This is a genomic window from Synechococcus sp. CS-197 (genome assembly GCF_025128215.1).
Lineage (GTDB): Bacteria > Cyanobacteriota > Cyanobacteriia > PCC-6307 > Cyanobiaceae > Synechococcus_C.
The window spans coordinates 99,543-123,429 of the sequence record NZ_JAHLZC010000006.1 but is presented as its reverse complement, the minus strand read 5'-3'; the positions used below and the strand labels follow the sequence as shown (position 1 = coordinate 123,429).

Here is a 23,887-nt window from a genome sequence, read left to right as displayed (position 1 = left end):
ACCTTTGAAACTCAACGAGTGGCGCCCCCCGGAGCTCAGCTCCCCTGACAGCAACCTCAAGCCCCCAGTTGACGCGAGGGGTTCTGATTGGCGTGGACGAACGCTGCAAGAAGTCAACCTGGTTGGTGCCAATCTTTGCCGTGCCGATCTGCGTGGCACCGATCTCTCGAACTGCCAGATGGTTGATGTCGATCTGCGCCTGGCGCTTTACGACGCTCAAACACGCGTTCCTGATGGCATCAACCTACAAACAAGCGGAGCCGTGGGCCCTGGCGCGAAACTGAGTGGCGCCTTTCTCAACAGCACAGACCTACGCGGGATGGACCTGCGAGGTGCCGTACTGATGGGCGCCTATCTCAGTGGCAGCGATCTCAGTGGAGCGATTCTCGACGGGGTTCGACTCGTGGGCTCTGACCTGCGCGATGCCATCCTGCGAGGGGCCATGTGCCGTGGGACCCGCTTCGGAACCTGTCAACTGGATGGAGCGGATTTCAGAGGAGCCGATCTCACCGATGCCAGTCTTGAAGGGGCGGAATCGATCAAGGGTGCCGACTTTTCTCTGTGCATTGGCCTGAAGGAGCAAAAGGATCTGCTCCTGAACCGCCCCTACGAAGAACTGGACTGCTGGAACCCCTTAACCCGCAACACCACACGCAAAAGTCTTGAAAACTTGCTGTGAAGGGGCCGCACTCGGGCCCACGCCAGTGGAGTCAAACCGTCACGTCACGCAACATTCAGACATATTTGATTGAGGTTTATAAAGAACCCGGTTCTTGCCATCCGTTCTGAATAACCATGGCGGAGCGAACATGTCAGGTTGTCCATGCCCTTCGGTCCTGCCTCGCTTCTCGGGGTCGAGCGCTTCTCGCAAGAGAGCGAAGCACCCCTTGAGCTGATTCCCGGCGATGACGACGCCAAGAAAGAACAGATCATCCGGGCTGTGTACAAGCAGGTGCTTGGCAACGCCTACGTGATGGAGAGCGAGCGACAGCTGGTTGCCGAATCCCAGTTCAAGCTCGGTGAAATCAGCGTTCGCGAACTGGTTCGCCGCATCGCCAAAAGCGAGCTCTATCGCGGACGTTTCTTCGATGCCTGCTCGCGATACCGCTACATCGAACTGGCCTTCCGTCATCTTCTCGGTCGGGCACCCGTGGATTTCGATGAGATGCGCGCCCATGCCGAGCGCCTGGACAACCACGGCTACGACGCTGACATCGACAGCTTCCTTGACAGCTCCGACTACCAGGACACCTACGGCGAATGGACCGTTCCCTTCCAGCGAGGCTGGAAAACGGAAGCCTGCGGCACCCTTCAGGAGTTCACCTGGAGCTTCCAGCTGCTGCGTGGCAACAGCAGCAGCAGCCTGAAAGGGGACCTTTCCGGCATTAGCAGCAAATTAGGAGGCAACGCCTACCAAAACCGTCCGATGGCCGTGGTGGCTCCGTCGTCTACGGAACCCGGCGGCTGGAGTTTCCGCCCGGCGAAGAATCTGCAGGACGCTCCGACCCGCCATGGCGTGGGCGCCGGCGAGCAAGGCAAGACCTATCGCGTCGAGGTCACTGCCTACAGCGCCAACAACGTCCGTCGGATTTCTCGTTACACCCGATCCAACCGGGTGTACTTCGTCCCATTCGACAAACTCTCCGAGCAGTTCAAACGCATTCATGCCGAAGGCGGAAAGATCTCAAGCATCACCCCTGTGAACTGAAGCTCACACCGTGATGTAGGTGGCCGAGGTTGCGGAGCGACGCGCATGCGCTCCGCCCCCTGACTGCCTCAACCACTCCGCGACACCACTATTCCCCTCACCCCTCGTTTCATGTCTGCCTCCAAAGGCTTTGGCGCCGAATCACTCAATGACGGCCCCGTTTCCTTCAGCCGCAATCGCAATGCAGCATCCAAGCCAGCTCTGAGCAGTGGCGAATTTCTGCGTCAGAGCTGCGCCTCAATGAAGATTGCCATTGGCCCCCGCAATCATGAGGATTGCCCGCATGGTGTAACGGCGCAGCGCTACGCACCGGCAGATTCAGCGTCTCTAGACGCTGCAATCAATGCGGCTTATCGCCAGGTCTACGGCAATGCGCACGTGATGGACAACGAGCGCTCCGTTGAACTGGAAGCTCAGTTTTGCAATGGCGAACTGAATGTGCGCGACTTCGTGCGTGGCCTGGCCAAGTCGAACTTCTATCGCGCGCGTTTCTTCGAGGGGGTTGCCCCCCAGCGCGGGATCGAACTGAATCTCAAGCACCTGTTGGGTCGCCCTCCCATCAACCAGGCAGAGATGTCTGCCCACATCACCCTGCTTGCCAGCGGCGGACACGACGCCGTGATCGACTTCATCGTGGACGGCGCTGAATACGCCGAAGTGTTCGGTGATGACGTGGTGCCCTACACCCGTTCCTTCACCTCCGCAGCGGGAATTCCCACCAACAGCTTCGCCAACATGGCTGCGCTGGAGCGCGGTTTTGCCCTCAGCGACAGTGCCATCGGTAGCCGCAGCCAATTGAGCAACAACCTGGCTCGCGGCACCACGGCTTACATCCAGCTTCCTTCTGGTTTCCGCAGTGGAGTCTCCCCGAGCAGTCCGAGTGGTGCCATGGCCTTCGCACCCAAGAAACGTGCCAGCAGCGATGGCGGCGACTTTGCCCCAATCCGCAACGATGCCTATGTGGGATTCGGTCTTGGTCAGCGCGAACAGGAAGTTTTCCAGCGTTGCCCCGGCGACACAGCAGACACCATTAATGGTCTGATCCGCGCCACCTACCGCCAGGTGATGGGCAATCCCCATTTGATGGAGTCGGAACGGGCCATGTCTGCTGAGAGCAAATTCGCCGAGGGTTACCTCAGTACCCGTGAGTTGGTGCGGGCCATCGCGCTCTCACCGGAATACAGCCGCCGCTTCTTCGAGACGAACGCTCCGTATCGCTTCGTTGAACTGAACTTCAAGCACCTGCTGGGACGGGCACCCACCTCCCAGGCCGAACTGAGTGAGCACATTCAGATCCTGGCCAACGATGGCTACGAAGCCGAGATCAACAGTTATCTCGACAGCACTGAATATCAGTCCACTTTCGGCGAGGACACAGTCCCCTATCTGCGCATCCTCTCCGAGCAGGGACGCTCCCAGCTCGCTTTCAACCGCCATCTCTCCCTGGCCGAAGGTTACGCAGCCAGCGACACAGTGCTGAATAGCTCGTCGTTGGTGACGTCTGTGGCCACCAACAGCGTTCCCAGTGGCTGGCGCACCACCACCACGCGCACGAACCGCAACGGCGCCGTGGCAGGTTCTCCGTCTGCCACCACCAAGCGATTCCGGATTGTCGTCAACGCCCAACCCCGCGGCGGTCGTCAGCGCACGCCCAATGCGAGCTATCTCGTTTCGGGCAAGGACATGACAAGCCAGCTCAAGTACATCCATGCCCGTGGCGGCCGGATCGTTTCCATCACCGAAGTGATGTGATCTCGAATCGACGCATTCACCACACCATCCGCTGAATCGACGGGGCCACCCATCACTCAACCTGGGCGGCTCCTCGGTTTTCCCCTCCCCTCACCCCCATGACTGCCACCATCTCTTCGCTCCGCTGCGACGCCAACCAAGACCGCAGCCAGGCGTCTGACATCATCCGCGCGGCTTACCGCCAGGTTTTCGGCAACCGGTATCTGATGGAACTGGATGTCCAGCCCTCGATCGAAGCACTCTTCATCAACGGCGATCTCAGCGTTCAGGGCTTGGTGACGGCTCTCGCCCAATCCGACACCTATCGCCGCCTATACCTCGAAGCCAACAGCCCCTACCGCTTCGTTGAGCTGAACTTCAAGCATCTGCTGGGCCGCCCCCCTCGGAACCAAGCCGAAATCAGTGAACATGTGCGCCTGCTGGCCGACGAAGGATTTGACGCCGAAATTGCCAGCTACACCTACAGCGACGAGTATCTAAGGAACTTCGGAGTCGACACGGTTCCCTACGCCCGGACGCAAACGAGCGTCGTCGGTGAAAGCACCGTGGCCTACCGACGCAACCAAGCGATGGATCCAGGCTTCGCAGGCTTCGATGCCGATCAGGCCTCTGTTCTTCAGGTCAGCCTGGCCTCCAATTCGAATCCCAATGCTGCTGGCACCAGAAAAGTGGTTGGCGGCGGCAATCGCTTCACGGTCCTCTGGACTTCACGCGTTCAACTAGGCGCCGTGCGCCGCTCCGCGCAGCGGTCTGTTGTGAGCTACTCCTCTCTGTCCAGGACCATTCAGAGCATTCAGGCTCAGGGCGGCCGGATTCTTTCTATTGCGAACGCTTAATCCTTCGCGGATTTTGCTCTGTCAACACGAACGAATCAGTCATGATTCCCGGGTGGCCTGCTTCAGACCACCCCGTCAGCTCAAACTTCAGACCGACATCTGAGAACGGTTCCTCTTATGCCAATCCTTCGCCCACCATCGAGCGGACAACCGACACAGGGCACAGTGTTCCAGAAATCTGTTGCCACAGCTCCGTTGGCGATGTCGATGATGATCGAGTCCATGGTCAACATGGTCCAAAACAGTCGCCAGAAACTGAAAGAAGACGCAGACTTCAGTGCGCAATGAATATTGAGCAATTCGTTGCTCAGAGCGAGGGTAGGTGGCGATCCATGCGATCAGGCCACTCCCTCGCTTTTCAGCAATTTGAGGATGTCCTCAGCGAAGTTGAGATCTCAAAAACTGATAACAATGATGCAGATATTGCCCAACTCTTAGCGGCTTCAGAGCAACATTCTGACCGAAGCATTTCCTGCCCATTCCGTATGAAATGGGCAGCAGAGAGTGACTGGGAACCGGATGACCCCAGCGAAGTCTCGGCAGGGTCATGCCTGATCGTGCCATTACCCATCGATGACACACACGGACTACTCCTCCGGAGTGTTGGCTATGCCGAAGCCGCTCCAGCGCAGTCAAGCTATGCATTTCTCAGTGACGGAACGTTTGTTCTGACAACCAAGTACGAACAGTCCATTGCCGAAGAACGGATCTGGTTTGTCTCTGACAACGTGCGATGTCGGTCGTCAGTCCTACGTACATCGGCCGGCTCGGGAGTCCTCCAGACGTCATTTGCTTCAGAGGTCCGTCGCCTCACCAGCTGATGCCAAGAGAGATCATGAGTTCTTCCACAAACGACCTGCTCCGCTTTGCCAAAACGCTAGCCGGCCACTACAGCAATCGAAAGCAAGCCCAGAACAATCCCAAAGACTTTGCCCACATCAACATCTTCTTCAGACCGCTTCCTTGGGAAGTCCTGAATGCACCAGGGTTCTATTCCGAACAGAGTTACGATCACGCCCCTTGGAGTCCCTATCGCCAGGGTGTGCATCGTCTACTCCCGGCAGAGGGTGATCACTTCATTGTGGAAAATTTCGGGTTCGGCGACCCGATCCGCCTGGCAGGCGCTGGTCAGAGACCTGAGCTGTTGAACAGCCTCAACACTGATTCGCTCAAACCACGGTGCGGTTGTGGCATGCACTTCCGGGAAATCGATGCAGGTCATTATCGAGGGGGAGTGGAGCCCGGGAAAAATTGTCTTGTCCCTAGGGACGGACATCTCACCTATCTGGTGAGCGAAGTGGAGATGAATGCCACAGACTGGATCAGTCGCGATCGGGGGTTTGATCCGGAAACCGATGAACAGAGATGGGGGTCAGAGCATGGCCCCCTTCGGTTCGAACGCGTTGCCTATCTCGGTGATCATCTTGATGAGCACTGGCTGCGTTGGTAATCACTGGGCGTGTTTAAACACTATCGATGGCTTTCGCTGATTCAGAAAAACAACTCAAAGCCTGGATTCGCTCCCAGCACCTGATTTGTGAAGGAACAGATTTTATTTTTGAAACTGTTGATCAGACCCATCTAGACAAATTTGAATTTTGCATTGAGCAGCTCGGTGGGACTGTTCGCAAGGTTTCAGCTGCTGGAAACTGGCCAATGGGGCCACGACGCACCTTCAAAATTCTTCGAGCAACAGCAGCTGTGCCTCGACCGGGTGGCGAAAGCTTAGTGACCTATTGGGCAAAACGAGGCACAACACGCACGCGTTATGCAGAAATCAGTTAAGGACTTAATCGTCAAACCAACCAAACCAGGTTGGTTTACTGAAATCAGAGACTTGACTCCAACTCCGCAAAAGAGTGAGTGAGTCAATGGAAAATCCTTGTTGCGCGGCCAAAGAAATCACATCATCTTGATTGCGCGCTGCCTTGACCTGATCTTTGAGATCTGGCCGAGATCGAACCAGGGCAATGAATGCCTGGAGAGCCGCATCTTTTTGCTCATCGGTCGCAGGCACTGGATTCAGTGTCGATGTTGCTTCAACAATGGGCGGTGGAGATGAAGCACTCAGTTCGGCTGGGCCTAGAAGACCTTCTTGCCCAGCTCCATCCATCAACAACGAACGCCAGCGTGATAATTGTCGAAAAGCCCAACTCCAATGGGCTGGATCCGCTTGTTGCATCAACGTGATCTCCTGATCGGAAGCCTGCAACGTGTCCATCGCCACATAACGCCCCCATTCAGACAAATTGACGGGGTATCCGCGAAGATTGGCAAAAGCAACGATGTCGTAGTGAGTGCCGAGGGTTTTAATGCCAGTCGCCAGGCCATGATCATCAACAATGGCTTGAACGAAACGTTCCAGTCCTGGACCCGCCATGATCAGCACTCCTGAACCCAAAGAGCAATATTGACTTTCTCACAAATCATCTGAAGAACAAGCGGCCCCCCAGGGCATTGCAAGGTGCGCCACGGAATCCCAGTTTTGGTTTGGCCGGAATCAACAAGAATTTTGGGTGGCCGTTGCGCTTGCTCCAACGGGATCAAGGCACCGCTCAAAGAGCTGTCGCAACCCTTGAGCAAACAATTGAGGTCCTCAAGCGTGGACAGTGCATTCAAAGCTGAATCTTCTTGATATGCATCAAGAAATTGGCGGATTTCCTCCGCAGCCATTCTGCTCGCATCCACCTAGCTTATCCTCCAAATAACGCGTGATCTTAAGCGCGATCAATGGTCTCGTGTCACCCTCCTACTCCCTAACCATCAATGAGTGAACGTTTCGACACTCTGTTCTCCGGAATGAGTGAAGAATCAGCGATGTCAACCCTGCTCAAGGATCCAGGCGAACTTGACAACCCTGGGCTGAAGTACCTTGCCGCGACACGCCTTGGAGCTTGCACATCCTCTGAATCCTTAGACCTTCTGCTCAAAGCTGGCGCGAATCCGTCGGACAACCTCTACGAGCGCATCACCCGCAGGAAAGCATTGGATGCCCTAGGGAGGCGTAAAAATCCCAAAGCACTCCCAGTGCTTCTACAGGCCTTGAGTGCAGACGATGAACCCACGGTGGTCAATGCCGCAGACGCGATCGCACGGATCGGCACCCCTCTTGGTGAACGTGACCAGGCCAGACTGATTGGCGCACTGCAGGGACCAGACAATCAGAGGCGCGCCGTGGTTCAGGCTTTCACTCGGCTTGGCATGGCCGATCGCGATCGAGCCATTGATCGTTGTCGTCAGGACGGCAACCCGCTGGTGGCAGGTGCGGCTCATGCACACGCCGTACGCGTGGGCGGACAGCGCGACGGTCTCGCCCCGCTTATCGAGCAACTGCAAGACAACAACCCAGGACGCCGCCGCGCTGCTGTGATCGATTTAGGTGATGCCGGTCGTCTTGAAGCCTTGGAGCCACTGACCCGTTGTCCAGTCTCGATGCCGTTACGAGCCAAAAGCGCCTTTCAGATGGCCGAAACAGAGGATGGCTCAATCAACCCAGAGGCAACAGAGCTCCTCGAACAGCTTCTCCAGGACGACCCACGCCAACTTGACCTGGACGTCGTGTCATCCACCTGTGCAACTGAAAAAGCAATCCGGAATGGCCTGCAACATCGCGATGAGGCCCAGCAGTACGCAGCAGCCAAGGCGCTGATGAGCCTTCAGAAGGACCATCAGCTCAATCTGATGGAAACGTTGCACTCAGACCTCGGCAGTGACTATGGAGTGCACTACCTCCTGGCGAGCTGCACCGGCCTCCTGCAACTTCGTGAACGGGGCGACCTGGTTCGCCAAGCCTTAGAAGAAACAGCACCGCAGTACGCCAAGTCTCGCGTTGCTGCAGCCTGGAGCTGCGTGCGTCTCGAGCTCAAGGACCAGCGACCAACATTGCAGGAGCTCAGCCATTCAAATCGATGGAAACCCCTGAGGTGGAGCTGCGGGCAAGCCCTGAAAAAGCTCAGCTAACTCAGTACAAATACGCATTTTCCCTTTTCTTTCTTTTTTGCAGTACTAATTTGTATTGAGAAGCCTGAAGCATTCGCACATCTTGCTTTCCCATCGGCTTACGGTCGCCGAGTGATGCATCGCATCTCTCCCCTCTCCTAAGCAGTTGATTATGCTCGACGCATTCTCTAGGCAAGCTGTATCCGCTGATTCCAGCGGCAGCTTTATCGGTGGCGCTCAGCTGAATGACCTCAAGGCTTTTATCGCCGAAGGTAATAAGCGTCTGGACGCTGTGAATGCCATTACCGCCAACGCTTCCTGCGTGGTGTCCGACTCCGTGGCAGGTATCTGCTGCGAAAACACCGGCCTGACCGCCCCCAACGGTGGTGTGTACACCAACCGCAAGATGGCCGCGTGCCTGCGTGATGCTGAAATCATCATGCGCTACGTCTCCTACGCCCTGCTGGCCGGCGACGCTTCCGTGCTTCAGGACCGCTGCCTGAACGGTCTGCGCGAGACCTATGCAGCTCTGGGTGTGCCCTCCGGCTCCGCCGCTCGTGCTGTGGCCATCATGAAGGCATCTGCCTGCGCCCACATCACCAACACCAACAACACCACTGGCGAGAAGCGCAAAATGCCCGTGACTGAGGGCGATTGCAACGCACTCTCCGCTGAGGCTGCTTCCTACTTCGACATGGTGATCAGCGCCATCAGCTGAACCGCCTGACGATTTCAAGCAAACCCTTCTCCTGAATCAATGAAGTCCGTTCTCACCACCGTCATCGGCTCCGCTGACAGCGGTTCCCGTTTCCCCACCAGCTCCGACCTGGAGTCTGTGCAGGGTTCCCTCCAACGTGCAGCTGCCCGTCTCGAGGCTGCTGAAAAGATCGCCCAGAACTACGACGCCATCGCCCAGCGCGCTGTCGACGCTGTTTACACCCAGTACCCCAACGGTGCCACCGGCCGTCAGCCCCGCCAGTGCGCAACTGAAGGTAAGGAAAAGTGCAAGCGCGACTTCGTGCACTACCTGCGTCTGATCAACTACTCCTTGGTCGTTGGCGGCACCGGCCCTCTGGACGAACTGGCCATCAACGGTCAGCGCGAGGTCTACAAAGCTCTCAGCATCGACCCCGGCACTTACGTTGCTGGTTTCACCCAGATGCGTAACGACGGTTGCGCCCCCCGCGACCTGAGCCCCCAGGCTCTCACCGAGTACAACGCTGCTCTGGATTACGTGATCAACTCCCTCGCCTGATTTTCAGCCGAGCGAATCGATCCGATTCATCAAAGCAAGGGCGGTTTCACCGCCCTTTTTTTTGGCATCAATCGAACACATTGCCCCCTCTTCAGATCACACAGCTTTCAGAGCTTCTGCAGCACGAGCAGCCACAAAAGAGGATGGGTCACGGAGCGAACGCTGCAGACATGGTTTGGGTGCCACCATCACGGCTGCATAGCGACATTCCCAGAATGGAGTCAGCAATGGATCCAAAAGAGGTTCGCAGTTTGCTTCTGAAAGCGTGCACCCAAGGCGTGACAGTGCCAGCACTGCAGCAGGTTTGGATTTCATGAATTGCGGCCTTGGAGTTTTGATTGCCTCATCAAGGATGGCCTTTATTATCGCTCGTGAATCTTGCGGCCAGGCATCACCAAGCAAAGCAAATAGGCGAATGAAAAAATAATGAGCGCCGTAATCATTATGCGCTTCATCAAGCCAACGCCGGTGCAAAAGAGGCCAGAGATCTGCTGCAGATCGACCACGGAGAGTTTGCAAAGCAAGATAACAGCGACTGAAATCAGTGCCGAAAAACTCCTGAATTAAAAACTCATCGGTGGGTGCTTGATCGTAAGCATGCACCAACTGCAGAGACTCAGGATGATCGAGTGCAAGCGCATCGAGAACAGAAAGCAGATTTAACGAGGCCAGTTGAACAACATCCTGCGGCCAGAGAGCCTTGACTGCACGCATCCGAAAGACCGGCGACACTGGGGCTTGAAGAATCTGCGGAAGCAATTCCACCGCTTGTGCATCAATGGCATCCTGGATAGCTGATTGCCGATCCATCTGGTTCGGCAACAACATGGAATCCTCTAGCTGCCGCAATGGCTCCCGGCTCCCTCCAAGCTGAGCCATGGCACTAATGGCCGCACCACGCACGCCTGGAGAGTCAGCCTCCTGAAGTTTCTGAATCGAGGGGAGAGCTTGAGCCACTCCAAGAGCAGCCAGGCTCTGAATCAACACACGCTGATTTTGAGACGGTTGTTCCAGCAAGGAGATCAACGTCGCATGGATCTCTGTGTCTTGACAGCCCAACTCCTTGAGGGCAAAGGCAGCGTTTTCAACCAGGTACGGATCATCACTTTGCAAACAACGCCCGATAGCAGGAATGGCTTCACAGCAACCCAGCCGGGCCAAAACCTCAACAGCCTTGCGCCGTGCTATTCGGCGGGGCTGCGCCTGCTCGGAATCACCGACCAACCGCAGCAGCGCTTGTTCCGTTGCCTTCCCAGGAAAATTGATGAGATGTGCGGCCGCCATATAGGGATCGCTTTGAGAATCCAGGCTTGCCAGAGGAGCCATCAACAAGCGGATCGCTTCCTGTTGCGACAAACCGGGGTGGATATTGTCGAGTGCTCCGGCCATCTGAGCGGTCTTTGAAGCCATTAATTCTGCCGGACCTCTTGCCCCTGCGAAGCCATAGGACGCGCTGATAAGGAAGATTGAGAAAATTCGCTGCAGCAGGAGATCTGCGTCAATGTTTCAAGGAATCGATTGAAGGGAAGCGATGGGTCCAACACTTGAACATTTCATGACCGTGCAAACAAGTATTGAGCCGGGCTCGCGTCCATCAACAGCACGGTCGTGGAAAATTCCTTTTCAGTATCTGAACCGCAGTGTTCAGTCCATGCACAGCCGTGGAATGCGCATTCAAGGAATGGGCTTGTGCGTTGGTGCACAGACACAAGCAACAAACCCAGACCCCGTGACCGGGTCAGGGGCTGCCAAAACCGTTCCATCAGAGTCGACGCCCAAGAAAGCAGGACGCCGGAATTCCAGACGCCGTCGCGGTTGAGCTCAGGAGGCGGGGTCAATCACTTCAAAGACCCCATCCGCAGGGCGACCGGCCGTCAGGCCGGTCCAATTGATTGCAGCCAGAAAACCCTGAGCATCTGCTGTTTCCACCACATCAACGCCCCAACCACCTTGTTGCAGGGGCGCACCAGGGTTGCCTTCGGAGTCTTTGCGACCGCCAAGGGCCATCACGGCATGGGCATGGCCATGACCCAGGCCTTCACGCACCCGACGCCACCCCTGAACGAGCTCACGCGCGAGAGCGTCGGGTGAAGCCGTCGATTCAAGTTTCACTTTCCAGTGCGGATGACTAAGCGCTTCAGCCGCAGTGACCGAGGGGCAATGCGTTTGCAAACCAGCCGTCAAAACATCAAAGGCCAGGGCCGGCACAGCTGAATCGTTGACCTGCAGATTGTGGGAAAGAACGAAGGTGGTCACAACGATTCAGAACATTGGAGTGACCTTAGCGACCACAGCATCGGATACTGAATCACCGCTTCAGCTCAATCTTGACCAACGCACCCTCATCGCTGACCAGTGCTGAACCCGTCACGCTGAGCGAAGACGAAGCTGAGCACCTTGCCGAGGAGCTCAAGCAGCAGCTGCGGCAAGGCCAACGTTTGGCGGGCGATACCCAGGCGATCGAGCGGATGGTGGCAGGACTCGGAGACAAGCGAGGACTGCTCCGTCTCACCTTTGCTGAAAGCCTTGGCTCGGTTGGTAGCGCAGCGGTTCCTGCGTTGTGTCAGGCCATGTGCGATCACGAGAACGTGACCGTACGGCGCGCTGCAGCCAAGACCCTCACATTGATAGCAGACAAGCAGGCGCTACCCCACCTGCTCAAAGCACTGCTCAATGACGACGATCCCGTGGTTCAGGGATCGGCTGTTGGTGCCATGGCTGTTATTGGATCAGAAGCCGTTGAAGGACTCCTCAAGATTCTCGTGGATTCCAACAACACACCAATGCAGACAGGACTTGCCAGCTGGGGGCTGGCCTTCGTAGGAGCCCGAGCCCCTGAAGCACTTCGGGAGGCAGCACGTTCGCCTGAAGCACGGATACGCACCGCGGCTATCGCGGCTCTCGGTGATCAAATTCAAAATTCCGGAGACGACGATGCTCGAGAACTCCTGACCAATGCACTGCAGGACGACGACGAGGACGTCCGCGCTGAGGCGACGACGTTACTGGGCAAACTCAATGACAGCCAGTGGGCTCTCCCTCTGCTGCAGCCCAACTTGAACGATGAATCTGCACTCGTTCGCAAAAACGCAGCCCTTTCACTGATGAAACTCGAGGATCCCGTCGCGATCAAAGCTCTGTCTGAACGCATGACGATCGAATCGGATGACACGATCAAACCAATCCTGCAACTCGCCATTAATCAGCTCCATAAGCGCTCCTAAACTTCGTTGCGTCAATTCGTTAACGTATCGTCATAAGGTGGTGTTCGCGTCGAGCACTACATGCGCCACCGCGGGAGAACAGCTGAGGGGCTGGTCTCCCGCTTTTTTTATCGGCGGCTCTCGAGACGCCCTAGAGACGCTTCCACCATCTGCCGTGCCAACGGATCAGTCGAGGGGTCATCGAGCACCTCTCGCAAACAAGCTTCGGCCTGAGGGTCTGCAATTTCGGCGAGAGCCATCGCAGCAGACTGAACATGAGCGATGTTGTCTCCTTTACAGATTCGGATCAACAGAGGCAGAGCTTGAATCCCAACCTGCCCCAAAGCCATCACTGCCGATTGAGACACAACCGGGGATTCATCCGACAACGCTGTTTCCAGCACCGTCATCGCCTCAGGGGAAAACTCCTCTTCAGGAAAATTGGAAGCGATTTGGGCGTAGGCCTTGACGCAGCATGCCCTCACAGTTCCATCAGGGCTGGATGTGAATAAGTCAGCCAAAGGCTGGAGAGCCTTGGCCCCAAAAGCACCAAGACCTTTGACTGCTGCTCGATACACCGAGACATCCGACTGCCCCAGCAGCGCGAGCAGGCGAGGCATTGACTGCTCTGGCCAGTAGTCCACCATCGCCAGGTAGGCCTCCCTCTGGATATTGGGATTGGGATGGGCAAGGTCTGCGAACAACGCATCAAGGTCCGGACGGTCAACCTGTGGATGCGACGTCATCCCAAAAACAGCAAACAGACAACGACTCTCCTCCACAACGGAGGTCACCGCGAAGCGGATGATAAGAAGATCAATCTTTTGAAATCATTAACACAACGACTGGAGAGGCAGAGCTCGCCCAGGGAGGGCTCAAGGCCTGCAGACTCAATCTATTTTTTCGAAAAAATCCAGTCAAAAGGAGAAGACAGATGTCCCCTTTTGACTGGAGGTTTCAATTTGAAGCTGAGCGTTCAGTATGCAAACTTGCCCCCGTAAATGCGCCGGAACGCAGGATTGCGGGTATTACCAACAGCATTTGTGTATGAGAATTCCACACTGGTGTCAAAAGCTCTCGGATTGATCGCGTTCACAGACAGCCCTGTCTTGACAAGACGCCTCACCAGTAGAGGCCCCGAATACATCACGTTCTCTGCACTGGCATTGGCAGGCGCAAGCTCAGCCATGCTGACGAAGGTCGAGCAATACGCTCGAGCTTCTGACTTAAACGCACGCAAGTAGGGGACGGTATCTGTACCGAATGTTTCCAGATACTCCTCCGATCGGACCAGGTGATCGACAAACGCATCAAATCCTTCATCAGCAATCATTTTGATCGCGGCGCCGACCTCTGATTGGCTCACCGGCGGACGCCCAAGAAGATGCTTAACAGTCAACTCGACACCTCGCATCGGAGAGACCGCAAAAAAGAATGTCTGCTTATACAGCTCAGACTTCACAAGGCCAGCCATAAAATCACGCGTCGTGATTCGCCCATCGCGGAGAAACGCCTCCAGCGACACAAGCCTTTGACTATCTGTGATACCGATATTACCGAAAACCTGCTTGTAAGCAGCCGAAATCGCTTGGCTCAGCGCACCTTCACCGGTCGCTGCGTAGGAATGGTTCACCGCTGAGAACGGGCAGACTTCATGAATTCGAGGGCCGGATCCAATTCCCATCGAACCACATTGATTCTCTTTAAATTCGGCAGGGCTTGAGGCGACTTGACCGCCCTTTTCTGCAGATCCTTTTGCAGCATCCCTTGAATTAGAAAATGAGAAAGAAACTCGATCCTGATGAGTGAAGTCTCTCTTGAACTTAATTGCAGGCATGAGGGGAATGCGTCTGAAAGCCAATTTATTGCTCTTTTTCAACTGACCTCAAACTTCTTAGCTCTACTTAAAACAGCAAACCTAAATTTTCTTGTAGGCATGATTGCAGTCGTGTGGCAACTGTTTTTTTTGCGGAAGATCTCTGAAAAGCACCATCGCTAGCAAGCGTCGACACCACAGAAAAAAAGAACGCGTCACACTCTCCTCTGCATGATGTTCTCGTAACCATTAAAAAAGGGAGGCCTGTTGGCCTCCCTTGATCGATGGAACGATCTGAATCGACGGCTCAGGAAAGAGCGTTGATCACGTAGTCGAGGTAAGACTTGAACTCGTTCAGAGCCTGGGGGCTCATATCACGAGGAGCACAAGCGCGATCGCGGGTGTAAGTCAGAGCTTCGACGTAAGGACCGGTGGGCAGACCCAGAGTGCGGTAGACCTCACGGGCGCCAGCGATGCCCCACTCGTCCAGAGGGCCGGTGCCGCCAACAACCAGGCAGTAGTTGATCAGACGCAGGTAGTGGCCCAGATCGCGGTAGCACTTGTCCACCTTGGTCTGATTCTCACCAGCTTCGCCGGGCTGCTTGAGGTAGGGGTACTTGTTGAAGCAAGCATCGCCAGCTTCCTTGGTGACTGCGTCCAGGCCAGCAGCCAGCTTTTCAGCAGCTTCCAGACGGGCGGCAGCACGTTGAATATTGCCCTGAACGGCCTCGAGGTCGTTCTGGGAAGGGAAGCGACCGGCTGCATCAGCAGCGGTCACAACGGTGGTGACGACGGATTTCATCGTGGAGATCCTTTAGATGGAAGTTTGTGTTGAGGAAAAGGGAAAACCCGGATGACTCAGGCGATGGCGCTGATCACGCGATCGAAGTAGGAGGCAGCCTCAGCAACCAGAGCGGAGCAATCGCCCTGAGTGGTTTCCATCTTGCGGAACTTGGCGCCACCGTTGGCCTGGGTGTTGGTCTCACCGATGTGAGCCGTTGCGGAAGCCTTCATGATGGCGACGGCGCGGGCTGCGGACTGAGCGGGGACGCCCAGAGCGATGTAGGTCTCCTTGAGGCCGTTCAGGCAGCGGTCATCCAGCACGGAGGCGTCGCCAGCCAACAAGGCATAGGAGATGTAGCGGAGAATGATTTCACCGTCGCGCAGGCAAGCAGCCATGCGGCGGTTGGGGTAGCAGTTACCGCCAGCCTGGATCAGGCCAGTGTTCTCACAAATCATGCCTGTCACAGCATCAGAAACGATGCAGGAGGCATTGGACGTGATGGCGTTAACAGCGTCCAGACGCTTGTTGCCTTCGGCAACGTACTGACGGAGAGCGGCAATATCGCCAGCACCCACAGCAGCGGTTTTGGCGTCGGCGCTGACGACGGAACGGGAGAATGCGTCGAGCATTTGGGAGCCAGACAGTTAGAGGGAATGCTTCGGGATGACTGGTGGAAACGTCAGGTCATGTCCTGATGAAGGGCATGGCTGCTGGCGAATCGAGCCGGACCATGAAGCGCAAACCGAACGTAACCGCATCACCGGGGTCAACCGTGGTCCAGATGAGGTCACGCAATGGTTCGTCACTTGGCAACCAAACATTGAGAATCGATGCACAAACCAGACGACTCAGCAGCAGGTTTCGAGCAGGCCTCCGAAGCGATCACGCCGGAGGTTTAGCTATTCCCTGTCACTCCTATTAATTAGTCAATGTTTTGAAGGCTTGAGACGTTCACCCGCCCATGCGGCTTACGCTCGATCCACCGTTGAAATCCCATGCCCGATCCAACGCTTCAAGAGCTTCTCGATTCAATCGAAGAGCTCGAGGCCTATCGCAACCGCCTGCGCGAAGACGTGATCTCCATGGGCAAAAAGCTGAAGCTCCCTCAAAAGCGGATCGATGCCACCGTGGCCGAACACGCTGAACTTCAGAGGCTTGAAGAGGTGCTTGAGCAACTGCTCAAGCAGCGGGACATCATGGCCAGCGCTTGAACCATGCGTATGTTCGAGCCACCGATGTCGATGGCGCAATTCCTGGCAGCCAGTCGTGGCACCTGGCTGAACCGCCGTGCCATTCACCACCTCGACCACCAAGACGACGAAGCAGCCGACTCGAATCTCGTGATCGAGCCCTTCGACGCTTCAGATCCAGTCGTACAAAAGGTTTGTGGTGCCCTGCAGGTTGAGGCGAGCCGCTCCAATGGAGGGGGACGTTTCTGGTGGGAAAGCAACCTCAAGCAAGGAAGCCGCAATGACGACTACGCCGCGGTGATCGTGGATGTTCCCGCAGACAACGACCCCCGCCGTGGATTCCTGCTCAGGGATGTGGGGTACGTGGAAAAGAAAGCCGTCATCAGTACCTATTCCTTTGCGGACGACGGTGTGCTGACCATCACTACCCGCTACGACACCAACGTGGGCACAGAACGCTGCTGGTTTGTGACCGACCAGGTGCGGATGCGCGTGAGCTCAGTGCAATGCCTCAACGGTGTGTCCATGACGACCTACTGCACGGAGCTGCGCTGTCCAAGTGACGACGACATCAAAGCCTTAGCCCAGAAGGCACGCCTCTTTGCAGATTCGACAGCCATGGAGCCCACACACTGATGTTCGACTCTTTCCTCAACAAGCTTCATCAGGGGATTCATCAGCGAGGGGGTCAACCAGCCGCTGTACCAGAAGGCCTCGAACATTGCCATTCCAGCAAGAGCGGCGGCAGCATCGACAGCTGGCTCTGGAGCGTTCCTGGCTTCCGGCGCTGGCGCGTGACCCGGCTTGATGCAGGCGAGAGCTTGCAGGTTCTTAATTCAGTGGCTTATCCGGATCATTCCCTCGACCATCCACTCATGGGTGTGGATCTGCTCTGGTTTGGAGCACGTCAGAAACTGGTAGCCGTTCTGGATTTCCAACCTCTGATCCAAGACCAGGATTATTTGGATCGCCATTTCCAGGGCCTCAAGGCCCTTCACGAACGATTCCCCGAGCTGAACGGCGAGGAAACGATGCGATCCTTCGATCCCAATCAATACTTTTCCCCCTGGTTGCTGTTTTGCCGAGGGGGGGCTCAGGAAGCGGAGGAGTCACTCCCCGCAGCCTTCGATGCATTTCTCACGGCCTATTGGGCAATGCACGACCAGGCCTTGGACGTGGAAGCCGCTGGAACCTCCGCCTCAACGTTGTCCATCAATGATGTTGAACGTCTACAGGAGGCCTACGACGTTTACAGCGCTGAACGCGATCCAGCCCACGGACTCTTCACGAGTCATTTCGGAAAGGACTGGTCCGATCGATTCCTTCATGAATTCCTTTTTCCTGCGAGTCAGTCCACATGAGCAGCCTTGTTCGCACATCAAGCCTCGATCCTGTTCAGATCAAGGGCTGGCGTTGGCAGCCGTTTCTCGACAAAGCCATTTCTGCACTCGAAACGTTCAGATTGAGTCCTTATCCCATCGATGAAACGTTCCTGCAGCGAGAAGGGTCCACGGGATCAAAGTCAAAGCCCGTCCCAGTCACAACGGCAACCTGGGCTTGTGCCACCGACAAACTGCGCCAGGTTCGCTGTGCCTGCGTCGAGGCCGGCACAGCTGCGTCCGTGCTCAACTTCGTGATTAACCCCAGCTGCCGGTTCGACCTGCCGTTCTTCGGTGCCGATCTGGTGACGCTTCCCAACGGGCATCTTCTTGCCCTGGATCTGCAACCCGTTGACAAAGCTGATCCCGAACACACAGGCCCTGTCTGGGAACGCCTGATGCCGGTGTTTGAGCGCTGGCAAGCCGAACTCCCTGATGGCGGTCCTATCCCAGAGGAAGCTCAACCGTATTTTTCCCCAGCCTTTCTCTGGACCCGCATCCCGCTTGGGGAGGAGGGCGATGCGTTGATCGAACGCGTCATTCGGCCGGCCTTCATCGACTATCTGCAGCTCTACCTCAAACTCGTAGCTGAAGCGCAACCCGTGAATGACGATCGCGCAGCAAGTCTCCTTGCGGGCCAAAAGCGCTACACCGCGTATCGCGCCGAGAAGGATCCGGCCCGCGGCATGTTGACACGCTTCTACGGAAGCGAATGGACCGAGTCCTACATTCACGACGTGCTGTTCGACCTCGAGAAAGCCGCCTCAACTTCCTTGTCGTAGCAAGGGAGTTAAGCATTATGAACAGCTTTCGGGAGGGGCCTGATCATTTGGTCAGAATCCCTGTCGACGGGATGGGCACAGCTCCCCAGCCGTCCCCATATACGCCTGAGGGCTTCCTAGTCTTCGGCCAAAGTTCCACGGAGTTAACCCATGTTCGACGCCTTCACCAAGGTTGTCGCCCAGGCCGATGCCAGGGGCCAATTCATCAGTGCTAGTGAGATCGACGCTCTGGCAGCGATGGTTTCTGACAGCAACAAGCGTCTTGACGCTGTCAACCGCATCTCCAGCAACGCGTCCACCATCGTTGCTTCGGCCGCCCGGCAGCTGTTCGCACAGCAGCCGTCATTGATCGCTCCTGGCGGCAATGCCTACACCTCCCGCCGCATGGCTGCATGCCTGCGAGACATGGAGATCATCCTCCGTTACGTCACCTACGCAAGCTTTGCCGGCGATGCCTCAGTTCTGGAAGATCGCTGCCTGAACGGCCTGCGTGAGACCTACCTGGCACTCGGTACTCCTGGCGCATCCGTTGCTGCAGGGGTGAATCTGATGAAGGAATCCGCTCTGGCGATCGTGAATGACCGGGCTGGTATTTCAGCTGGTGACTGCGCCTCTCTGAGTAGCGAAATCGGCACGTATTTCGACCGTGCAGCTGCTGCAGTTGCCTGATCAAGGTTCTGAGCTCCTGTCCCAAGCATTACTTCTGACGATCCATGAAAACTCCTCTCACCGAAGCTGTTTCAGCAGCTGATTCCCAGGGCCGCTTTCTGAGCAGCACAGAAGTTCAAGCCGCTTCCGGTCGCTTCAACCGCGCTGCTGCCAGCCTGGAAGCTGCCAAGGCTCTCAGTGCCAAAGCTGATGCCCTGGTGAACGGCGCCGCCCAAGCCGTGTACAACAAATTCCCCTACACCACCCAGATGGAGGGGTCGAATTACTCCACCACTCCAGAGGGCAAGGCCAAGTGCTCTCGTGACGTGGGCTACTACCTGCGCATGATCACCTACTGCCTCGTTGCAGGTGGCACCGGCCCCATGGATGACTATCTGATCGCCGGTCTGGACGAAATCAACCGCACTTTCGAGCTCTCCCCTTCCTGGTATGTGGAAGCGCTGAAGTACATCAAGTCCAACCATGGCCTCAGTGGCGATGCCGCAACTGAAGCCAACAGCTACATCGATTACGCCATCAACGCTCTGATCTGATCTGATCGAGCTCCGTTGCTTCATCAGCCCCCGCCAAGGGGGCTTTTTTATTGTTCTCTTCCAGGCCCGATCAGAGCGCTGTGATCAATCCAACTATTCGGCGCTTTCTCAGCCTGCTCTGCGGCGAGTACAGCAACCAACAGCAAGCCTTCGACAACCCGCCCCTCTACGCCCATATTTTTTTGAGGTATCGGCCTCTTCCCCAACTCACCCCCGGATCCATCCTCCTAGAGCAGACCTATGCGGTGGATCCCAACACTCCCTACCGCCTGAGAATGATTCGCGCCGAGGAACAGCCTTCCGGTGCCATCAAATTGTGGAACCACACCTTCCGGGAACCATCACGCTTTGCGGGTGCAACATTCAATCCCGAGCTGCGCCATTCCATCCAGGCCACGGATCTCATCAACCTGGAGCAATGCCACTACCAGGTGCTGGAGCAGGAGGACGGATACCACGGCGCCATGGAGCCTGGGTGCCAATGCATCGTGAGACGCAATGGAAAAGACACGGTGCTGGTGAGCAGCTTCCACCTGCAGGGAGAGTCGCTTCAGACCCTCGATCGCGGCCATGACCCAATCACAAATGAGCGCTGCTGGGGCTCCGTCGCAGGACCCTTTCGGTTCCAGAGAACCCAAAGCTGGTCAGCGGACCTTGCATCAGCCTGGATGTGATGGAACCACTCACTGAATCGCAGGTGATCGAAAATCTCCGTCAAACGGAGGACCCATCGGCGCAGTACTACGCCGCCTGGTGGCTTGGGAAAATGCGCAGCCAGCATCCCGATGCCATTCCGCTACTGCTGGCAACCCTGGGAGCTCTCGACGACTCCCCCGTCGACCCCGATCGCAGAGGTGTTGCCCTGAACGCCATCCGTGCCATGGGCCTGCTGAAGGACGAACGCACGGATGGTGCCTTGCTGGATCGCTTGCACTCCAACGACTACAGCGTGCGGGAGGAGGCAGCGCGCAGCCTTGGCACCATGGGCAGCCACGCGGCGGCTGAGGCGATCCGTTCCCTGTTAGCCAGTGGACTTGACGGGGCCGGACGCGAGCAGCCCTCGACTCCCTTGCTGCAAGAACCCTGCGAAGCACTGTTAGAAGCTCTCGGGGACATCGGCATCAATGACGCAGCAACCCTGGCGACGATCAAACCCTTCACGCGGCATCACCGTCCATTGATTTGTTCAGCAGCCTGCCGGGCGTTGCTGCAACTCACAGGTGATTCCTGCTGGGGAGAGCAACTGACGCAGCTGTTGCTGCATCCCGAGGCCCTAGTGCGGCGCGGAGCTCTCCTGGATCTTGGTGCTGCCGGATGGACGGCGGCCGTGCCGATGATTCAGGCTGCCGCCGTGGAGCCCAGCCTCAAATTGGTTGCCCTAAGAGGGATCGCAGAGAACAGCGGAAACCAGCAGGTTCTCGATGTGATGGATGCTCTGCTCTGATGACCTCCTCTGCCCTGAAGGATGCGATCCGTGCCTTGGATCGCGCGACCAGCACCCCCGACTTGGTGGAGGCAACGCGCGCATTGTGTGCCCTGGGTGATCCCGAGGCAGCCGGGACACTTGTGAAGGTGCTGGGCTTCAACAATCCAGCCGTGGCTGGGGTGGCAACCCAAGGACTGATCCAGCTGGGTCGGGACATCGTGCCGACTTTGCTGGTGAGCCTGGATGCCCGAAATTACGGTGCACGGGCCTGGGTGGTGAAAGTCCTTTCCGCCCTTCGCGATCCACGGGGACTCGATCTTCTCGAACATGCCCTCAACGCTGATATCGCACCGAGCGTGCGGCGCTCAGCGACCCGCGGCCTGGCGGATTTAGAGATTGATCCCAGTCTCAAAGACCAGCAATTGCAACGCTGCATGCAAGGGCTTTTGAAAGCAGGACATGACGACGAATGGGTCGTGCGTTACGCCGCAGCGTTCGGGCTTGAACAGCGTTTACGCACGACAACTGTTGATCCCTCCATCGCCGATCAGGCCGTCGCCATGTTGCAAAACCTGGCTTCCGATGCTGAAGATGCCAGGGTGGTGCGCCATCGGGCCGTGCTGGCCCTGCAACGCCTGAACCTCGAATGACTCAGAAGCTGTTGTTCGTCTGTCTCGGCAACATCTGCCGATCCCCCGCTGCAGAAGGAGTGTTTCTCCACCTCATCAAGACGCGTGGGCTCGAGGATCAGTTCGTGGTGGATTCCGCCGGAACAGGCAGCTGGCATGTGGGAAATCCTGCCGACCGACGCATGCAGGCCGCGGCCAATCGCCGTGGCATACAGCTGCCCAGCCGCGCACGGCAGATCGATCTGAACGATCTTGAAACGTTCGATCTAGTGCTGACGATGGATCAGGACAACCTCCATGCCGTGAACGGTCTGGCCCGGGAAGCCGGCGCGAGGGCCACGGCACGCATTCAACCGATGCTCAGCTACGCCCGCCGCTACAGAGAAGCCGAGGTTCCAGATCCGTATTACGGAGGCGACGCAGGCTTTGAGCACGTGCTCGATCTTCTCGAGGATGCCTGTGAGGCTTTGCTCGAGGAGCTCAGCCCTGCGGCGTAGGCCAGATCTCCTTAGCAACCCGGAAGCGAAACAAATCCTCGAGCGCATCAATCACGGCTTCGATCGACATCCCATCGGTGATCAATTCGGTGGCATCATCCGCCTGAACCAGGGGAGCCACTTCACGGGTGCTGTCCAAACGGTCGCGCTCCACGATCTGCGCTTCCAGCGCAGCGAGGTCGGGCACGGCATGACCTCGCGCCTCGAGATCCTTGGCCCGTCGCCGAGCCCGTTCTTCAGGGGTCGCGGTCAGAAACACCTTCACATCAGCATCGGGGAAGACGGCGGTGCCGATGTCGCGTCCTTCAGCCACAAGGCCACCACGCTCCCCGAGCCGCTGCTGCTGCTTCGTGAGTAAGGCACGGACGCAGGGATGCGCAGCCACCAGCGACACTGAACCTGTGACCTCGGGATCGCGAATCGCATCGGTGATGTCGCGACCATTCACCCGAACGGTTTGCACGCCATCCTTCAACGGTGACAGATCCACCTCCAAGCCCTCGAGCAAAGCCTCCACCGCTGGGGCACTGCTGGGATCGGCGCCGTTGCTCTGCACCCACCAGGTCACAGCTCGATACATGGCTCCGGTGTCGAGATAGAGAAGTCCCATCCGTTCTGCGAATGCACGGGTCACCGTGCTTTTGCCAGCGCCGGCAGGGCCGTCGATGGCGACGATGGGCGAACGGGTCATGATGAAAACGTGATCAATCAAGCGGGTTTCGCCACAGCGGACCGCCGCAGCCAGCAATCGAATCGAACGACCGGGCCGGGCGGGTTGAAGCGTGACGGGGTCCACGGTCTCTACATACTCCACCTCAAGGCCCGCTTCCCTGAGTTGCTGACGCAGAGCGACCTGTGCCGAGGCCTCATCCACACTCCCTGCGCACACATCACGAGCAGTTGCGCAGAGCGCCGAGCTGAATGCAGAAGCCACGGTTCGCTGCGCATCACCCAGATAACGGTTGCGGGAACTCGCCGCCAACCCATCGCCCTCCCTGACGGTGGGGCATCCCCGCACCCTCACCCTCAAGCCGAAGTCGTTGACGAGATGCCGCAGGATCGTGAGTTGCTGCCAGTCTTTTTCGCCCAACCAAAGTTGATGGGGACGCACCAATCCCAGCAACCGCATCACGACGGTGACCACACCATCAAAGTGGCCGGAGCGCCAGGGACCACAGAGATGGGCTGTCAGGCGTGCAGGCGCCTGCAGGCGCCACCCCTCACTGGTTCCATAGGGGTAGACCTGCCTCTCATCCGGGCACCACAAAGCTGAAGCCCCCGCTTGTTCGGCGAGCGCGCAGTCATCCTCGAAAGTACGGGGGTAGCAGTCGAAGTCTTCATCCACTCCGAACTGCAATGGATTCACAAAGGTGCTCACCAGAACGGACCCCTTCCCACCGCACGACGTCACCGCCGTTGCGATCAAACGGGCATGGCCTTGGTGAAGCCCGCCCATGGTGGGAACAAACGCCAGTGGGCCGCGGCAGGC

Annotated in this window: 30 protein-coding genes; 22 read left to right on the top strand and 8 right to left on the bottom strand. The window is 57.2% G+C overall.

Annotation, left to right across the window (positions count from 1 at the left end; genetic code table 11):
- Positions 1-4: 4 nt before the first annotated feature.
- From KQ296_RS01525 to KQ296_RS01495, 7 genes are all read left to right on the top strand, one after another.
- Positions 5-679, top strand: coding sequence for a pentapeptide repeat-containing protein (locus KQ296_RS01525; RefSeq protein WP_011932418.1), 675 nt, complete (start codon positions 5-7; stop codon positions 677-679).
- 144 nt (positions 680-823) lie between these two features.
- Positions 824-1,708 (top strand): phycobilisome rod-core linker polypeptide, encoded by an 885-nt coding sequence (locus KQ296_RS01520; RefSeq protein ID WP_011932417.1) that lies wholly within the window; start codon positions 824-826, stop codon positions 1,706-1,708.
- A gap of 111 nt (positions 1,709-1,819) precedes the next feature.
- Complete coding sequence (locus tag KQ296_RS01515; protein WP_011932416.1) at positions 1,820-3,460, top strand: phycobilisome rod-core linker polypeptide; 1,641 nt, start codon at positions 1,820-1,822, stop codon at positions 3,458-3,460.
- Positions 3,461-3,558: 98 nt separating this feature from the next.
- Positions 3,559-4,296 (top strand): phycobilisome rod-core linker polypeptide, encoded by a 738-nt coding sequence (locus KQ296_RS01510; protein ID WP_011932415.1) that lies wholly within the window; start codon positions 3,559-3,561, stop codon positions 4,294-4,296.
- Positions 4,297-4,580: 284 nt separating this feature from the next.
- Positions 4,581-5,117 carry a phycobiliprotein lyase gene (locus KQ296_RS01505; RefSeq protein ID WP_011932413.1) on the top strand — a complete coding sequence of 179 codons (537 nt, stop codon included), beginning with the start codon at positions 4,581-4,583 and terminating at the stop codon, positions 5,115-5,117.
- Between the two features lie 14 nt (positions 5,118-5,131).
- Entirely contained in the window at positions 5,132-5,746 is a 615-nt protein-coding gene (locus KQ296_RS01500) for a chromophore lyase CpcT/CpeT (protein ID WP_011932412.1), read from the top strand.
- Between the two features lie 26 nt (positions 5,747-5,772).
- On the top strand, positions 5,773-6,081 hold the full coding sequence (locus KQ296_RS01495; RefSeq protein WP_011932411.1) for a hypothetical protein: 309 nt from the start codon (positions 5,773-5,775) through the stop codon (positions 6,079-6,081).
- 4 nt (positions 6,082-6,085) lie between these two features.
- Here KQ296_RS01495 and KQ296_RS01490 read toward each other — a convergent pair whose 3' ends face one another.
- Positions 6,086-6,676 carry a Nif11-like leader peptide family natural product precursor gene (locus KQ296_RS01490; RefSeq protein ID WP_011932410.1) on the bottom strand — a complete coding sequence of 197 codons (591 nt, stop codon included), beginning with the start codon at positions 6,674-6,676 and terminating at the stop codon, positions 6,086-6,088.
- A 386-nt stretch (positions 6,677-7,062) separates the two neighbouring features.
- Between KQ296_RS01490 and KQ296_RS01485 the strand changes: the two genes are divergently transcribed.
- From KQ296_RS01485 to mpeA, 3 genes are all read left to right on the top strand, one after another.
- Positions 7,063-8,256: a HEAT repeat domain-containing protein gene (locus KQ296_RS01485; protein ID WP_011932408.1), complete on the top strand. Its 1,194-nt coding sequence runs from the start codon at positions 7,063-7,065 to the stop codon at positions 8,254-8,256.
- 151 nt (positions 8,257-8,407) lie between these two features.
- The gene (locus KQ296_RS01480; protein WP_011932407.1) at positions 8,408-8,953 is read left to right on the top strand and encodes a bleomycin hydrolase; all 546 of its coding nucleotides are present in this window, start codon (positions 8,408-8,410) and stop codon (positions 8,951-8,953) included.
- 39 nt (positions 8,954-8,992) lie between these two features.
- Positions 8,993-9,490, top strand: a complete 498-nt coding sequence (gene mpeA / locus KQ296_RS01475; protein ID WP_011932406.1) for a class 2 C-phycoerythrin subunit alpha — start codon at positions 8,993-8,995, stop codon at positions 9,488-9,490.
- Between the two features lie 96 nt (positions 9,491-9,586).
- Here the strand turns inward: mpeA and KQ296_RS01470 are convergent, their stop codons facing one another.
- On the bottom strand, positions 9,587-10,507 hold the full coding sequence (locus KQ296_RS01470) for a HEAT repeat domain-containing protein (protein ID WP_399239978.1): 921 nt from the start codon (positions 10,505-10,507) through the stop codon (positions 9,587-9,589).
- 30 nt (positions 10,508-10,537) lie between these two features.
- Between KQ296_RS01470 and KQ296_RS01465 the strand changes: the two genes are divergently transcribed.
- Positions 10,538-10,894 carry a hypothetical protein gene (locus KQ296_RS01465; RefSeq protein WP_259726300.1) on the top strand — a complete coding sequence of 119 codons (357 nt, stop codon included), beginning with the start codon at positions 10,538-10,540 and terminating at the stop codon, positions 10,892-10,894.
- 417 nt (positions 10,895-11,311) lie between these two features.
- On the opposite strand, the gene KQ296_RS01460 is transcribed toward KQ296_RS01465, so the two are convergent.
- Positions 11,312-11,746, bottom strand: coding sequence for a DUF2656 domain-containing protein (locus KQ296_RS01460; protein ID WP_011932404.1), 435 nt, complete (start codon positions 11,744-11,746; stop codon positions 11,312-11,314).
- 71 nt (positions 11,747-11,817) lie between these two features.
- Here KQ296_RS01460 and KQ296_RS01455 point away from each other — a divergent pair, with 71 nt between their 5' ends.
- On the top strand, positions 11,818-12,714 hold the full coding sequence (locus tag KQ296_RS01455) for a HEAT repeat domain-containing protein (RefSeq protein ID WP_011932403.1): 897 nt from the start codon (positions 11,818-11,820) through the stop codon (positions 12,712-12,714).
- A gap of 107 nt (positions 12,715-12,821) precedes the next feature.
- Here KQ296_RS01455 and KQ296_RS01450 read toward each other — a convergent pair whose 3' ends face one another.
- The 4 genes from KQ296_RS01450 to cpeB form a co-directional block, all read right to left on the bottom strand.
- A complete protein-coding gene (locus KQ296_RS01450; RefSeq protein WP_011932402.1) occupies positions 12,822-13,439 on the bottom strand; it encodes a HEAT repeat domain-containing protein in 618 nt (205 codons plus the stop codon).
- Positions 13,440-13,669: 230 nt separating this feature from the next.
- Positions 13,670-14,530, bottom strand: a complete 861-nt coding sequence (locus KQ296_RS01445) for a phycobilisome rod-core linker polypeptide (protein WP_011932401.1) — start codon at positions 14,528-14,530, stop codon at positions 13,670-13,672.
- A gap of 286 nt (positions 14,531-14,816) precedes the next feature.
- Positions 14,817-15,311, bottom strand: coding sequence for a class 1 C-phycoerythrin subunit alpha (cpeA, locus tag KQ296_RS01440; protein ID WP_011932400.1), 495 nt, complete (start codon positions 15,309-15,311; stop codon positions 14,817-14,819).
- Positions 15,312-15,367: 56 nt separating this feature from the next.
- Positions 15,368-15,922 (bottom strand): class 1 C-phycoerythrin subunit beta, encoded by a 555-nt coding sequence (gene cpeB / locus KQ296_RS01435; RefSeq protein WP_011932399.1) that lies wholly within the window; start codon positions 15,920-15,922, stop codon positions 15,368-15,370.
- A 366-nt stretch (positions 15,923-16,288) separates the two neighbouring features.
- On the opposite strand from cpeB, the gene KQ296_RS01430 reads away from it, so the two are divergent.
- The 10 genes from KQ296_RS01430 (at position 16,289) to KQ296_RS01385 (ending at position 22,398) form a co-directional block, all read left to right on the top strand.
- Positions 16,289-16,504 (top strand): hypothetical protein, encoded by a 216-nt coding sequence (locus KQ296_RS01430; protein ID WP_011932398.1) that lies wholly within the window; start codon positions 16,289-16,291, stop codon positions 16,502-16,504.
- A gap of 9 nt (positions 16,505-16,513) precedes the next feature.
- Complete coding sequence (locus tag KQ296_RS01425) at positions 16,514-17,119, top strand: phycobiliprotein lyase (protein WP_011932397.1); 606 nt, start codon at positions 16,514-16,516, stop codon at positions 17,117-17,119.
- The gene (locus KQ296_RS01420) at positions 17,119-17,844 is read left to right on the top strand and encodes a 15,16-dihydrobiliverdin:ferredoxin oxidoreductase (RefSeq protein WP_011932396.1); all 726 of its coding nucleotides are present in this window, start codon (positions 17,119-17,121) and stop codon (positions 17,842-17,844) included. The genes KQ296_RS01425 and KQ296_RS01420 overlap by 1 nt, the downstream gene beginning before the upstream one ends.
- Positions 17,841-18,644 carry a phycoerythrobilin:ferredoxin oxidoreductase gene (locus KQ296_RS01415; RefSeq protein WP_259726299.1) on the top strand — a complete coding sequence of 268 codons (804 nt, stop codon included), beginning with the start codon at positions 17,841-17,843 and terminating at the stop codon, positions 18,642-18,644. Before KQ296_RS01420 ends, KQ296_RS01415 begins: the two co-directional genes overlap by 4 nt.
- A gap of 150 nt (positions 18,645-18,794) precedes the next feature.
- Positions 18,795-19,313, top strand: coding sequence for a phycocyanin subunit beta (locus KQ296_RS01410; protein ID WP_011932394.1), 519 nt, complete (start codon positions 18,795-18,797; stop codon positions 19,311-19,313).
- A 44-nt stretch (positions 19,314-19,357) separates the two neighbouring features.
- Positions 19,358-19,846, top strand: a complete 489-nt coding sequence (cpcA, locus tag KQ296_RS01405; protein ID WP_011932393.1) for a phycocyanin subunit alpha — start codon at positions 19,358-19,360, stop codon at positions 19,844-19,846.
- 80 nt (positions 19,847-19,926) lie between these two features.
- The gene (locus KQ296_RS01400) at positions 19,927-20,520 is read left to right on the top strand and encodes a chromophore lyase CpcT/CpeT (RefSeq protein ID WP_011932392.1); all 594 of its coding nucleotides are present in this window, start codon (positions 19,927-19,929) and stop codon (positions 20,518-20,520) included.
- Complete coding sequence (locus KQ296_RS01395; protein WP_011932391.1) at positions 20,520-21,290, top strand: HEAT repeat domain-containing protein; 771 nt, start codon at positions 20,520-20,522, stop codon at positions 21,288-21,290. Before KQ296_RS01400 ends, KQ296_RS01395 begins: the two co-directional genes overlap by 1 nt.
- Positions 21,290-21,922 (top strand): HEAT repeat domain-containing protein, encoded by a 633-nt coding sequence (locus tag KQ296_RS01390; RefSeq protein WP_011932390.1) that lies wholly within the window; start codon positions 21,290-21,292, stop codon positions 21,920-21,922. The genes KQ296_RS01395 and KQ296_RS01390 overlap by 1 nt, the downstream gene beginning before the upstream one ends.
- The gene (locus KQ296_RS01385) at positions 21,919-22,398 is read left to right on the top strand and encodes a low molecular weight protein-tyrosine-phosphatase (protein WP_011932389.1); all 480 of its coding nucleotides are present in this window, start codon (positions 21,919-21,921) and stop codon (positions 22,396-22,398) included. Before KQ296_RS01390 ends, KQ296_RS01385 begins: the two co-directional genes overlap by 4 nt.
- Here KQ296_RS01385 and KQ296_RS01380 read toward each other — a convergent pair.
- Positions 22,382-23,872, bottom strand: coding sequence for a bifunctional pantoate--beta-alanine ligase/(d)CMP kinase (locus KQ296_RS01380; RefSeq protein WP_399239974.1), 1,491 nt, complete (start codon positions 23,870-23,872; stop codon positions 22,382-22,384). The two genes, KQ296_RS01385 and KQ296_RS01380, sit on opposite strands and share 17 nt — an antisense overlap.
- Between the last annotated feature and the right edge of the window lie 15 nt (positions 23,873-23,887).